Origin of the sequence: Algoriphagus sp. NF (assembly GCF_028823735.1) — a bacterium.
In the GTDB taxonomy this organism is placed as follows: domain Bacteria; phylum Bacteroidota; class Bacteroidia; order Cytophagales; family Cyclobacteriaceae; genus Algoriphagus; species Algoriphagus marincola.
This window is the reverse complement of record NZ_JAPEIB010000001.1, coordinates 31,198-44,480: the sequence shown is the minus strand read 5'-3', so window position 1 is coordinate 44,480 and position 13,283 is coordinate 31,198. Positions and strand designations below refer to the sequence as shown.

Sequence of the window (13,283 nt, the reverse complement as noted above, 5' to 3'; positions counted from 1 at the left end):
TTTTGCACTTTCGAAAGCTCTTTCTTGTAGAGATTTGCTTTAAAAGATTTCAGTTGAAAAAAGTGGAAGAGTCAGTATTTTCATTAAGATTTTTACTTCAATAAATATCTATAAAAAATTGATTAATAATATAATATTGGTTTTGTTGAAAAGTTTTACTTTAGGATAGTTTTGAATATTGTAGCTCCAAATTAAATTTGGTTTAGTAAAAACCCGGCTACTGGCTCACCAGAAAATTCCGGAACTCATCTGTATTAAAATTGCTCATTCCTTCTTGGTAAAAGACCACTTTTCCTTTGGGGTTTACGACCAAGGTGGTGGGGATAGATTGACTTTGTAAACTTCGATTCAGTCCATAGCTTGCATGCATTGCTGGGAAAGCCCAACTCTTACTCTCGATGAGATTCTTACTTTTTTCAAATTCATTGTCCAGACCGATCATCAAGAATTCTATGCCCTCCTGATCCTGGATGGATTTATAAAGTTCGGAGATATGGGGCATCTCTGCCCGGCATGGTCCACACCAAGAAGCCCAAAGATTGATGAAGAGAGTTTTGCCTCTGTAATCGGAAAGCTGAATGGTATTCCCTTCAAAATCCTGGAAGCTTCCCGAGTAGTCGAAACTCTCATCAGTCCGATCTACCCGCTCCAGGTTTGGTTTGATGAGCCCTGTGGAAAGCAAAACAGATTGGATGGCTCCTTGTACTACAGGCAGTAGACCCGTGAAGTACAGAAATGCGAAAAAGGCCAAAATCAAGCCCCAGGATTTTACTTCTTTTAGTATGGTTTCTTTTTTCACTTCTTTAAATTTTTTTTATTCCTGTAATCCGGCAAGGTGGACAAGTTCTTCCAATTTTAAAATCACATAAAATTACTTTCTTATCCTCAGGGCATTAGTGACAATAGCTACAATTCATACTTTTTGTCTTGAAAAGGACTCCTATCTTGCGGGATATTTCTGCAGTTTTTAATTAAAAATATGAGTTATCAGTTCAAAATCGCCGAAGAATTAAATGTCAAAGCCACACAAGTTCAAGCTACCATTGAGCTCTTGGATGGAGGTGCGACAGTCCCTTTTATCTCCAGATACCGAAAGGAAGCTACGGGAAGCCTAGATGAAGTTCAGGTAGCGGCAGTTCGGGATCGCCTACAGCAATTACGAGACTTGGACAAGCGGAAAGAAGCAGTCCTAAAATCAATCGAGGAACAAGGGAAATTGACCGATTCCCTCAAGAAGTCCATTGAGCATGCCGAAACCATGGCTCGTCTGGAAGATATCTACCTACCATACAAACCCAAACGACGGACCAAGGCGACTATCGCCAGAGAAAAGGGTCTGGAGCCTTTGGCAGAATTAATTTTTTCCCAAGAAAGCATAGAGCTTGAAGAGGAGGCATCTAAGTATATCGATGAGGAAAAAGAGGTCAGCACGGTAGAAGATGCCTTGCAGGGAGCACGTGATATCATTGCTGAGTGGATCAATGAGAATGCCTCACTACGGGAAAAAATGCGTAACCTTTTTCTGAAAGAAGGTGTATTTCGATCCCGAGTCATTCCTGGCAAAGAGCAAGAAGCTATCAAGTATAAGGACTATTTTGAATGGTCGGAGCCCATTGCTACGGCGCCATCGCATCGGGTTTTAGCGATGAGGAGAGGGGAAAAAGAATTGTTTTTGATGCTGGATGCTACACCCGAAGAGTCAGACGCCTTGAATCTAATGGAAAGAGAGGTCATCTCCGATGCTGAAAATACTTCGGTTGAGCAGGTGCGACTCGCCATCAAAGATGCTTACAAGCGATTGCTGAAGCCAAGTATGGAAACGGAGATTCGGCTGCTTACTAAAAGAAAAGCGGATGAAGAAGCGATCAAGGTTTTTGCAGAGAATGTACGACAGTTGTTGTTAGGAGCTCCCTTGGGCGAAAAATCCGTCATGGCTATTGATCCGGGATTCCGAACAGGCTGTAAATTGGTTTGTCTTGGGCCGCAGGGACAATTACTTCACTATGAGGCTATTTTTCCTCATGAACCACAGCGAAGAACGGCTGAGGCAGGTCTATCAGTGAGAGGGTTGGTTGAGAAATTCGATATTCAAGCGATCGCCATCGGAAACGGTACAGCGGGTAGGGAGACGGAGGAGTTTGTTCGCTCCCTCGGATTACCCAAATCTGTCATCATCACCCTCGTCAATGAAGCCGGAGCTTCTATTTATTCTGCCTCAGAAGTAGCTCGGGAAGAATTCCCCGATTTGGATCTGACCGTTCGAGGGGCAGTTTCCATTGGAAGAAGATTGATGGATCCATTGGCAGAATTAGTAAAAATTGACCCGAAGTCAATTGGTGTGGGGCAGTATCAGCATGATGTAGATCAGTCGGCTTTGAAGAATTCGCTGGACGACACGGTGGTCTCTGCAGTGAATGCCGTGGGGGTAGAGGTAAATACCGCCTCAAAGCAATTGCTGGCCTATGTCTCGGGGCTTGGACCTGTCTTAGCACAAAATATTGTCAACTTTCGGAATGAAAACGGACCCTTTACGAGTCGTGCCCAACTACTGAAAGTACCTCGCTTGGGTGACAAAGCCTACGAGCAAGCGGCCGGATTCTTACGAATTCGTCAGGCGGCTAATCCACTTGATCGCTCAGCAGTCCACCCCGAGCGCTACGAATTGGTGGAAAAAATGGCCAAAGACTTGGGAGTGGCAGTTCGTGAGTTGATGCTTTCAGAGGAACTGCGTCAACGAATCAACTTGAAGAATTACTTGTCTGATACGGTGGGAATGCCGACACTTCAGGATATTATGGACGAGTTGGCCAAGCCAGGTCGAGATCCTCGAGAACAGTTTGAGGTGTTTGAATTTGAAAAAGGTGTCAATTCCATTTCCGATCTAAAAACGGGCATGAAGCTTCCTGGAGTCGTCACCAATATTACAGCCTTTGGTGCATTCGTAGATGTAGGGGTTCATCAGGATGGCTTAGTACATTTGAGTCATTTAGCAGATCGTTTTGTGAAGGATCCCAATGAGATCGTGACTGTTAATCAAAAAGTGCAGGTGACTGTGCTTGATGTAGATGTGGCAAGAAAGCGGATAGGTTTGAGTATGAAGGCTGATCCTTTTGCAGAAAGAGGGAAATCAGACCGGAAACCTTCACCAAAACCAAAGCAAAAAGAAGAGCCCCAAGGCAGTATGGCAGAGAAGTTGGCCATGCTAAAGGGGAAGTTTAGGTGATTGGTAAATGGAATTGAGACATCTAAAGTCAAATTACAGTTAAATAAAACAGCCCAAGCTTTAAAAACTTGGGCTGATTTGTTCTGGTTAGTGTTTTATCTATCAATTCCAATTTCCTCTTCTGCGGTCGCCACCTCGATCACCGCCATCTTCCATCAGATCCTGATAGTCTTCCATGCTGGTACCTTTTGCGAAGCGGCGGATATTGTAGCTGAAGGTCAGCATAAAATAGCGCTGCAGTACATTGGTTTGCACATCTTCGATAAAGGTATCGGTGATGTTTCGTCGGATATTATTGTTCTGACGGAAGAGGTCATAGACGCTTAGGCTGATTTCTCCGCGCTGATTGCCAAAAATCTTTTTACCCAAACTCATATTCACCAAGGTGAAATTCTGGTCAAATCCTTCGGAAAGGCCTCGGTTTGCTTGATAGTTGATATCAGTTCGGAATACAAAACCTTCCCAGAAGATCCAGTTGAAGTTGATTCTTGCCCGCTGATTGAAGAAATTATCATTCAAGTTTGGGTTCAGAGAATTTTCCACTCGGCTGAATGACAATCGAGTCCAGATATTGAAGTCAATCTGATCGGAAATATTGCTACTGAGTGAAAGCCCGGTGCTGAGTCTTCGGGAGAAGTTTGTTCCATTCTCTCCATTGACAAAGGTTGGACGGTTGGTGATACCTGCTCCGGCATTAATATTTAGATTAGACTTCAGAAAATCCACCGGCATTCCATAGCTGGCCCAAGAGCGAAGATCCCAATAGCCATTTAGATTGACAGGGCTGAATAGCTGCGAGCCGGGCTCAAGGACAATTCCAGGTTGGATTTCTGTAGCTTCCTCCGCGATAAAGGAACTGTTGGCAATGATATTATTGACAAAGGAGGTCTGAGCAAAGAGAAACCAGCTTTGATCAGTTTCCGGATTGTTGCTTCGGAATCGCATACGAAGTCGATTGGAGTAGGACTGGTCCAAATCTGGATTTCCTACATAGAGTTGAAGCGGGTTTGTATTATCGACTACTGGCTGAAGCTGTCGTAGATCAGGCTCTTGGACACGGGTATCGTAATCAAATTGGAGATTGGTATTATCTGTGATTTGATAATTGAATCGGACGGTTGGCTGCAAGCTCTGGAAGGTTCGCTGCAGCTCAAAAGCCTGTGGGAAACCTTGCGTATTGTCCAATCGGGCATTTTGGTATTGAAGTTCCGTTTGGATTCGGATTTTTTCAGTTTTGTACTGATAGCCAAGCTCAGTTTCCTGAGTTAGGAATTTGCTTTCGAAAGTATTGCTAAGTGCAGTATCCAATTCCAAAATAGGCTGATCAATCGCTTCATCAATCACATCGAAGATCAACTGGTCCGAGTCGTTCAGGCGATTACCGATTTCGTATTCAAGCTCAAGTTGGCTTCGCTCGCTGAGAGCCTCTGTAAATGAAATTCCAGTCTCCCAGGAACTTCCGCTACGATCTCGATTAATCTGCTGATTGATAATCTCTGTTCGTGAATCAGGGATAAAAAACTCATTTCTGGCGATTCGATTCGCGCGATCCTTGTTCCAGTTTTCACTCATTCTTCCCCGGAAAGTCAGCGTACGGCCCGGCTTGTCAAATTTATGGCTGTAGAAAATCCGATTGAAAATGTCATAATCTTCATTTTCTGCATTTCTGATATTTTCCACGGTGTTGATCGGATCAAATCCGTTGGAAGTTTCTCCATTAAAACCAGAGGTCTCCGTTTCAAAACGGGCTGAAAAACGTGGAATGAATACGATTCGGTTTTTTTCATCGATGTCATATTCAAAACGCATGTCGAACTGATGCCGGTTGTTTACGCGAGTTTCAGTGCTGACTTCATCGTAAAGCTGATCACTTTCACCAGAGGTGATAAATTCCCGAAAGCGGGTAGATCGCTCAAAATTTTCCCTACTACTGAAGACATAGCTTCCCGATACCTTGATTTTTTCTCCCCATTTATCGGAGTAGTTCAATCCGAGAATGTGCGTTTGGATAATCCCGCTTTGCGGACGTGCATTATTCTGAGCATTGGGGTCTGATGAAAAATCGGTGACATTGATATTGTTGGAAAGACCGGTGAAGGTGATTCTTCGATCATTGTCAAAGTCATTGATACTAGCTCCGACCAAATACCGATCATCAGTTCCGTATCCAGCGCTTGTTCGGCCAAATTGCCCTTTTCGTCGATTGGGCTTGGTGATAATATTGATGGTTTTCAATCGCTCTCCATCGTCAAATCCACTCAGCCGGGCTTTTTCACTCAACTGATCATAGATTTCAATACTTTGAATTACTTCTGCAGGTAAGTTTTGAAGGGCTGTTCGTACATCTGTTCCGAAGAATGGCTCCCCATCCACGAGTATTTGTGCGATTGCTTCACCTTGGGCTTGCAGCGAACCGTCCTCAGAAGTTACTCCGGGTAGTTTTTCGATTAAAGTCTGCGCACTTGCATCCCGCATGGTCTTGAATGCATCGGCATTGAACATGGTTGTGTCAGACTTGTTTTGGCTGGTAGCTCTGCGAGCCTCAATGGTTACTTCCTGGAGGTCAGTAGCCTCTTGGCTTATCGAAATGGTTCCCAAATCTAAGTCTCCGAGCAGTTGGATGGTACGGAAATAATTTTCATATCCTAGGTACTGAATTTTCAACAAGTAGTCGCCTTCCTTGATGGACTCTATTTCGAAATTTCCATCCAGGTCTGAGATAATTCCATCTACCTGAGCAGAATCCGTTACGTTCAGCAAGAGTACAGTCGCATTGGGAATCGTTTCTTGGTTTTTAGCATCGCGGATTTTTCCCTTAAGGGTATAATTCTGCGCCATGCCGAATGAGGAAATGACTAAAAATAAGATTGTTAATAATTTGGATTTCATGTAGTTGGTTGGTAATCAATATGTACAAAGGTAACTTCGAATTCTGAGGAGGGTTTGAATTATTGGCTGAGCGGTCAAAACCTTAAATGAATTGCCGCCGACCGTGTAAATAATTTGTGACAAAATATGTCATAGAATGATGTTAATTTTTTGCACAAGTAGATGTTTATAAAAATGACATTTGTATCTTGCTGATGTAAAACGCATTGATCATGGAACAAGTCGATAAAATCAACATCAGCACCAAGGCTCTTTCTTCAGGGAATTTGCAGGTAAAGTTTTTTGTGGAGGGGAGCCCCAAGCAGGAATATGGCTATTTATTAGTTAATGAACCCAAGCCTGTTGGGGAGATTATTGCTGAGATTCAGAATAGGTTGGCACGTCGGAGAGCTGCTGAGCAACGAATAGACCCGCTTTTTCCCATTGCCCCTCAGACAGATGATTTAGACTTTTATTTATTTTCAGCATGAGCTACTTAGCAGGAAATATTCGCTTTTTGCGTAAGCAGAAAGGACTCACGCAGCAGGACATGGCCGATCAGCTTAATATTCAACGTACCATGATATCGGCCTACGAGGATGGGAGGTCTGAACCAAAACTGGCAACGCTTCTTCAAATTGCAGAGATCTTGGAGTCAGGAGTGGAGGAGCTTTTGGAGCATGATATCGAAAAGGAGGGAAGAAAGGCCCTTCAAAAGCGAAAGATCAATATTCTCACCATTGCTGCTGATGAATCAGACCGGGAAAATATCACTTTGGTCCCCCAAAAAGCATCTGCCGGCTATCTCAATGGATATGCTGACCCGGAGTATATGGAGCAGTTGCCCCAGTTTCACCTTCCCAATCTTCCCAGGCAAGCTACCTATCGGGCCTTTGAGCTGGCAGGGGATTCCATGCTTCCTCTGATATCGGGCACAATTATCATCGGTGCTTATGTAGATCAGCTTTCGCAAATAAAAAGCGGACGAACTTATGTATTGGTGACTGCCTCAGAGGGAGTCGTGTACAAGCGAGTTTTCAATTATTTGGCAGAAAACGGAAAGCTTTTCCTAGTATCTGACAATGAGCATTACAAACCTTACGAGGTTCGGGGAGAGGACGTGTTGGAGGTCTGGGAGGCCAAAGCTTTTATCAGTACTGATTTTCCCAATCCAGGAGATAAAAAGAAATCGCTCAGCCTAGCTGATCTAGGTGATATGCTAAAGGATATTCAGGAAGACTTGAGAAAGTTAAAAGATTAATTCCTAGTCAAAGTGATTGGTAGAATTATCTGGGTACTTGGGAAGTATGCTTCCCCGGACCATCCATTTCCATTTGGGAATAAACTTACTTCTCCAGAAATCCCAGTTAGACTATTGTAGTAATCGGCATAATAATCTCCATCTTCAATTAGCCCTGAACCAGAACCTACCTGCACATCCAGGAGGTTGTATTCAGCAAACTCAATCATTTCTCCTCGCTGGGAAAATACCCAAATAGCTTCACTACCATCCTGAGCTCTTAAAATCCAGCGGCCAGACAAGCTAGCGGTAGAACTTGAAGCTTCTTTTGGTGGAGTATTATCATATATGGGTTGATCTGCCACTTCTTCTATAGGTTCATAATAATCTATGGACTCCTCAAGTTCTGCGGCATCTATCAATAATCCAATCACAGAGATTAGGACAAAGCCACCCAAAAGCCACAGATAGTTACGTTCGATCCAAGATTTTTTACGGAAAACTGGTTTTGGTTTTGGAGGTGGCGAGGGAAAAGGTTTGGGTTCAGGCGCTGGTTTGGGAGCTTTTCCAACAATTTTCTCCAAAACCTCTGTCAGTTGCTCGCAATCGTACTTCCAACGACTGCTACTGATCTCATGGGCATGTCGACGTGTCAAGGGCTTCAAGTCTTCAGGAAGCTGATCCGCAGAAGGCATCACTGCACCATTGACCAAGACCGGAATCACGCGAATGTCCCGCTTGAGAGCTGCAGCTATTTCTAATCGGATAAAGTCATCTTCCTTAAAAAGTCGAGGGTTTCCCTCCGAATCTTTAATATTGACCCAATGGGGGCCAATCATGGCAATCAGAACTTTGCAGGAGTTTAATGCACGATCGATGGCTTCTACAAAATCAAGCCCCGCTTCAATCGTCTCTACATCTAAAAAAACTGAGTTTTCACCAAAAACTTCCTGCAAATGATCCACCAATCTTCCTGCTTCTCCGGAAGCATCCTGTCGGCGGTAGCTGACAAAAATCTTATTGTTTGACATAGCGCTTCATTTTTCTTACTTAAATGTAAGAAAATCAAAGCTTTAAATGCAATAGCAAAAATGATAAATCAGTTGGAGGTCAATTTGCGCATGTGCTCCTCGATTTGCGCAACGGCATCAAATTCCGGATCGATATTTAAAATACCCTTTCCGAGTTCGTGCCAAAGACCATCTCCGCAATCAAGATAAATTCCTCTTTTTGTGCCTGGCTTTTCCTTGGCAATATCGTAGTCATAATCTGGGGTGAAAATCAATTTCATCAATTGAAATGCATATTCCCAATTGAGTTGGCTGGTTTTTCCATTCAACTCAAGCTGGACATTTCGATCAGAAAAATGTAAGGTCACGGATCCTCTGTCGGTTTTTTCTTTTTCTACTACCTGGAAGTTGATTTGAAGAGGAAGTTCTTTTTTGGCAGTCTCATAAATGGCCTGAATCAAGTCCTGTGCGAGCAGCTGCCAAGCCTCTTGATTGGTAGGACTTTTGGCAGGACTAGTTTTAGTATACTCCTTAGTTGCTACGGTGATTTCCCCTTCTCCATGTACCTGAGAGGCGTATCGGGTTTCTTGAAGCAGTTCTTCAATCGACTTTACCCAAACTGGATTGAGGCTGCCATCATATTGATAATCATCTGAAAGCGTAAATCCTTCATCCAAAATTTCTTCCTCCGAAAGTTCTTCTCGGTCGGTATAATGCAAATCAAGCTTGGCACGAAGTGTCTCATCCGACCAATTCAATTCTAAGCGAAAAACGTGACTGAATGGGGGAGGTACAATTCCAGAATGATATTCTAAGATGATTCCTGAAATGGCTTGATTTTTCTTACTCATGGAAAAGTTTTTTGCAAAAGTAGGCTTTTTTAAATAATCGCTAGGAAATCCGAAGTCAACGCGAATCTTTAGCGCAAATCAATCACCTGAATGTGGCTTTGTCCCTCTTTGATTTCAAAAAGACATTTTTCGAAGGTAGGAGCTGAGAAAAGGATTTTGGGGTTATTGGAAAAGCCAAATCGGTCGGTCGGGTAGCCGAAAGGGTTTTTAGACATTTTGCCATCTCCATCTTCATCGTGATAAGCAGTGATTGCATATTTTCCCGCTGGTAGGTTTGAAATATTGAAAATGGCCCGTTTATTCTCCAAATTGGTACTGAGAGCTTTGAATGCTTTTGTGTAGTCACCCGGAAATCCTTCCGAACCATTGAAAATTAAAACCCGAACCAAACCATTATCCGATTTCCCGTTGTTGATAATGAGCTCTAATTGGGTGTTTTGATGGGAGTTCATCGCCAAAATGGTACTTAAAAAAAGACTAAGAATCAGATTGAGCATTCGCAAGGGTTTTCAGTCGGTCGATTTTTCCGCTTCCAGTCTCAGAGAATTTATCCAAGATTATGATCTCTTTGGGTTGGGAGAACCGATCCAAATATTTCGAAAGTTCTTCTCGCAAATTCCCTGCCTTTTCTGAGTCTTTTGCCTTAGACTCAATCAATAAGACCAGTTTCTGTCCTAAATGCTCATCGGGAATCCCACCGAAAATGAAGCGGGAATCAGGAAAAAACATTTGAATGTTCCTTTCAACTTTTCGCTCTAATAATTCAGGGTGAAGTTTGATTCCTCCTGAGTTAATGACGAAATCTAACCGTCCCAGCCACTGAAAACTCCCATTTGATTGGAAATGGACGAGATCATTTGTTTGGATAGTTTCGGGGCCGCTCATTGGGCTTTCGACCCAGAGGGCACCACGCTCATCAGCCCCGAGTTTTACCCCCGGAAGCGCTTGGTAGTTGAGTGTCTGTTCGGTGATTTTAGCCAAAGCGATGTGCGAGACGGTTTCAGTCATTCCAAAGCTTTGCCATGCATTATCCAATTCTGAAGCTATTCTCCTTTGCAAAGATTCTGAAAGGGGCGCTCCTCCAATCAAAAGCGTTTTGAGTTTTTTCAACTTTCTTTTCCCTGAATCATTTCCCAGTGTTTTTTCCGCTTGAAGAGGGACCATGGCCACAAAGTCAGGTTGATAGGCGTCAGGAATGCTTGAAAGAGGCTCTGAACTCGGCATCACCAGTCGAATCTCACATTGCCAAACCATGGCACGAAGAAGCATCATTTTTCCGGCGATGTATCCAGGATGAAGACAGCAGAGAAGTTTGAGTTCAGAGTTTATTCCAAAAAATTTCCCCGTTGCCTCGGCACTTGCTTTCAGCCGATCTTTGCTCAAAGTAATTTCTTTGGGAGTACCGGTAGACCCTGATGTTTTTTGTGAAAAAACAGTTTTTCCAGACAGCCAATCCCAACAAAACGCGAGCGCAGAATCCAAAATTTCATTTTCTCCCTTGGGTTGGAAGTCCTCGATTTTCTGAAAAACCTGATTTTCAAATAAAAGCCTAAACATAGATTTCAAATCTAAGAACTACCCATGACTTTCTGTTCAACATATTTTCACGAAGGTGGTTATCTTGCAGAAAAATCGAATTTCAGACAAAATACAAACTCATGGAGTGGATTACTGCCAAAGAATACGAAGATATCACTTACAAAAAGTGTCAGGGTGTAGCCAGAATTGCATTTAACAGACCGGAAGTCCGGAATGCTTTTAGGCCCAAGACGACAGCTGAATTATACGATGCTTTCTATGATGCTCAGGAAGATACCTCCATTGGCGTGGTGCTTCTAAGCGGCGAGGGACCCTCTCCAAAAGATGGGAAATGGGCCTTTTGCTCTGGCGGGGATCAGCGTGCGCGCGGTCATCAAGGATATGTGGGGGATGATGGCTATCATCGCTTGAATATTTTGGAGGTGCAGCGTCTCATTCGTTTTATGCCGAAGGTGGTGATAGCAGTCGTGCCAGGATGGGCTGTTGGTGGTGGGCACAGTCTTCATGTGGTCTGTGATATGACCCTGGCCAGCAAGGAGCATGCGATTTTCAAACAAACTGATGCCGACGTGACCAGTTTTGACGGAGGATACGGATCGGCCTATTTAGCTAAAATGGTAGGTCAGAAGAAAGCCCGTGAGATTTTCTTTTTGGGCAGAAATTACTCTGCGCAGGAAGCTTATGAAATGGGTATGGTCAACGCAGTGATCCCACATGATGAATTGGAAGATACGGCTTTCCAATGGGCTCAGGAAATTCTAGCGAAGTCCCCAACCTCGATCAAGATGTTGAAGTTTGCGATGAATTTGACCGATGATGGAATGGTTGGTCAGCAGGTTTTTGCGGGAGAAGCTACACGACTTGCCTACATGACGGAGGAGGCACAAGAAGGAAGGAATGCTTTTCTGGAAAAGCGAAAGCCCGATTTCAGCAAAATCAAATGGATTCCATAAGGAATTCGAAAAGTTGCAAGCTGATTTAGAATAATCTTGAATACCCTCTTTTAGAGAAAAAGGAGTCGAAGGCCATTTCAAAAATACCTTCGACTTCCTTTCAATGAAGATGTGTCAGCTCGAGCAGATTCGAGAACTTTTCAAAACTGATGTCCTTTGATTGAAGATTAACTTTTATTGAACCCTTCCTACTTCCCGCTGCCCGGTTCCTTGGCTGTCGGTAAGCGCATCTCCCATGTCTTTCCGCGCCTGATCGGCCATTTCATTTAGTTTTTGGACGATTTCTGGATGTTTTGAAGCTTGGTCTACTTGTTCGTATGGATCGCTTGTTAGATCGTAAAGCTCCATTTTTTCCAAATTGATATGATCATATTTAACCGGAATTCCATCATTTCTAAGTTCGACTTCCTTTGGGAGGGTTCGGTATCGATGTGGAAAAACGAGTTTCCAGTTTTCATAAAAAACTGCCTGTAATTCATTTCGATTGTAATAAGCAAAGTAGGGTCTTGCTTTTGCTTTTCCCTGCGTCAATAGTGGCCAAATACTCTCCCCGTCAATGGATTTTTCCGGTAGTTGACTTTCAGTAATTTCCGAAATAGTAGGAAGTACATCGATGGACATGGCAGGATTTTCTATCGTTTTTCCCTCAGGAATTTTACCTGTCCACTTGAAAATAGCCGGAACGCGTATTCCCCCATCCCATGAGGTACCCTTTCCCTCTCTCAAACCACCCGTGAGCCCTGCATGTCCACCATAAGAAAGCCATGGGCCATTGTCTGAGGTGAAAATAATCATGGTATTCTCTTCCAGTCCGAGATCCTTGATTTTTTGGTGAACCTGACCGACTGACCAGTCTATTTCCATAATCACATCACCATAAAGGCCTTGTTCGGATTGTCCTGCAAACTTTTCGCTCACATAAAGTGGAACATGAGGCATGCTGTGGGCTAGATACAAGAAAAAGGGCTGATCAGAATTCTGATCAATGAATTCCAGTGCTTTTTCAGTGTAAAGTGTGGTTAAATGGGATTGCTCATCTAGCGTATCGATAATCTCTTCATTTTGAAGCAAAGGCAAAGGAGGGTAGTAATCCTCGACTTCCGGGTGATGCGGCCACATGTCATTGGAATAGGGAAGTCCATAGTAGCTGTCAAATCCCTGTCGAGTAGGTAAAAACTCTGGCAGGTGTCCCAAATGCCACTTTCCTACCATTCCAGTCGCATAACCTTGGGCTTTAAGGATTTCTGCAATGGTTTCTTCAGCTGGATGAAGTCCTTGTTTAGCAGTATGGTCATATGCTCCATAGATTCCTAGTCTATTGGCATATGCTCCGGTAAGGAGGGCTGCCCGAGAAGCCGAACATACTGCATGAGGCACATAGAAACGGTTCATTTGTGTGCCTTCCTGTGCGAGTTGATTCAAATGGGGGGTGGTCCACTGGGTAGCTCCGTAGCTTTCTAGATCACCATAGCCTAGATCATCAGCAAAAATGAGAATGATATTTGGCTTTTTTGGGCTGGGATTTTCAGATTTTTGTGTTTTCTCCTGACAGGCTGAAAAAAGGGCTAGTAAGCCAAGGGCGAGAGTGATTTTCTTCAT

11 protein-coding genes are annotated in these 13,283 nt (G+C 43.5%); 4 read left to right on the top strand and 7 right to left on the bottom strand.

Annotated features, from left to right (window positions below; translation table 11 throughout):
- Window positions 1-217: 217 nt before the first annotated feature.
- The gene (locus OU792_RS00190) at window positions 218-799 is read right to left on the bottom strand and encodes a TlpA family protein disulfide reductase (RefSeq protein WP_274669152.1); all 582 of its coding nucleotides are present in this window, start codon (window positions 797-799) and stop codon (window positions 218-220) included.
- Between the two features lie 180 nt (window positions 800-979).
- Between OU792_RS00190 and OU792_RS00185 the strand changes: the two genes are divergently transcribed.
- Window positions 980-3,223 carry a Tex family protein gene (locus tag OU792_RS00185; RefSeq protein WP_274669151.1) on the top strand — a complete coding sequence of 748 codons (2,244 nt, stop codon included), beginning with the start codon at window positions 980-982 and terminating at the stop codon, window positions 3,221-3,223.
- 102 nt (window positions 3,224-3,325) lie between these two features.
- Here the strand turns inward: OU792_RS00185 and OU792_RS00180 are convergent, their stop codons facing one another.
- Entirely contained in the window at window positions 3,326-6,112 is a 2,787-nt protein-coding gene (locus tag OU792_RS00180; RefSeq protein ID WP_274669150.1) for an outer membrane beta-barrel protein, read from the bottom strand.
- A 212-nt stretch (window positions 6,113-6,324) separates the two neighbouring features.
- Here OU792_RS00180 and OU792_RS00175 point away from each other — a divergent pair, with 212 nt between their 5' ends.
- Together OU792_RS00175 and OU792_RS00170 are read left to right on the top strand one after the other, a co-directional pair.
- A complete protein-coding gene (locus OU792_RS00175; protein ID WP_026945071.1) occupies window positions 6,325-6,582 on the top strand; it encodes a hypothetical protein in 258 nt (85 codons plus the stop codon).
- Window positions 6,579-7,352 carry an XRE family transcriptional regulator gene (locus OU792_RS00170; protein ID WP_274669149.1) on the top strand — a complete coding sequence of 258 codons (774 nt, stop codon included), beginning with the start codon at window positions 6,579-6,581 and terminating at the stop codon, window positions 7,350-7,352. The genes OU792_RS00175 and OU792_RS00170 overlap by 4 nt, the downstream gene beginning before the upstream one ends.
- On the opposite strand, the gene OU792_RS00165 is transcribed toward OU792_RS00170, so the two are convergent.
- The 4 genes from OU792_RS00165 to OU792_RS00150 form a co-directional block, all read right to left on the bottom strand.
- Window positions 7,349-8,362 (bottom strand): toll/interleukin-1 receptor domain-containing protein, encoded by a 1,014-nt coding sequence (locus tag OU792_RS00165; RefSeq protein ID WP_274669148.1) that lies wholly within the window; start codon window positions 8,360-8,362, stop codon window positions 7,349-7,351. The genes OU792_RS00170 and OU792_RS00165 overlap by 4 nt on opposite strands.
- Window positions 8,363-8,430: 68 nt before the next feature.
- A complete protein-coding gene (locus tag OU792_RS00160) occupies window positions 8,431-9,192 on the bottom strand; it encodes a hypothetical protein (RefSeq protein ID WP_274669147.1) in 762 nt (253 codons plus the stop codon).
- A gap of 68 nt (window positions 9,193-9,260) precedes the next feature.
- Window positions 9,261-9,689 (bottom strand): DUF2141 domain-containing protein, encoded by a 429-nt coding sequence (locus OU792_RS00155; RefSeq protein ID WP_274669146.1) that lies wholly within the window; start codon window positions 9,687-9,689, stop codon window positions 9,261-9,263.
- On the bottom strand, window positions 9,670-10,749 hold the full coding sequence (locus OU792_RS00150; RefSeq protein ID WP_274669145.1) for an AMP-binding protein: 1,080 nt from the start codon (window positions 10,747-10,749) through the stop codon (window positions 9,670-9,672). The genes OU792_RS00155 and OU792_RS00150 overlap by 20 nt, the downstream gene beginning before the upstream one ends.
- Before the next feature lie 101 nt (window positions 10,750-10,850).
- On the opposite strand from OU792_RS00150, the gene OU792_RS00145 reads away from it, so the two are divergent.
- Window positions 10,851-11,684, top strand: coding sequence for a 1,4-dihydroxy-2-naphthoyl-CoA synthase (locus tag OU792_RS00145; protein WP_026945076.1), 834 nt, complete (start codon window positions 10,851-10,853; stop codon window positions 11,682-11,684).
- Between the two features lie 174 nt (window positions 11,685-11,858).
- Here the strand turns inward: OU792_RS00145 and OU792_RS00140 are convergent, their stop codons facing one another.
- Window positions 11,859-13,283: a sulfatase family protein gene (locus tag OU792_RS00140; RefSeq protein ID WP_274669144.1), complete on the bottom strand. Its 1,425-nt coding sequence runs from the start codon at window positions 13,281-13,283 to the stop codon at window positions 11,859-11,861.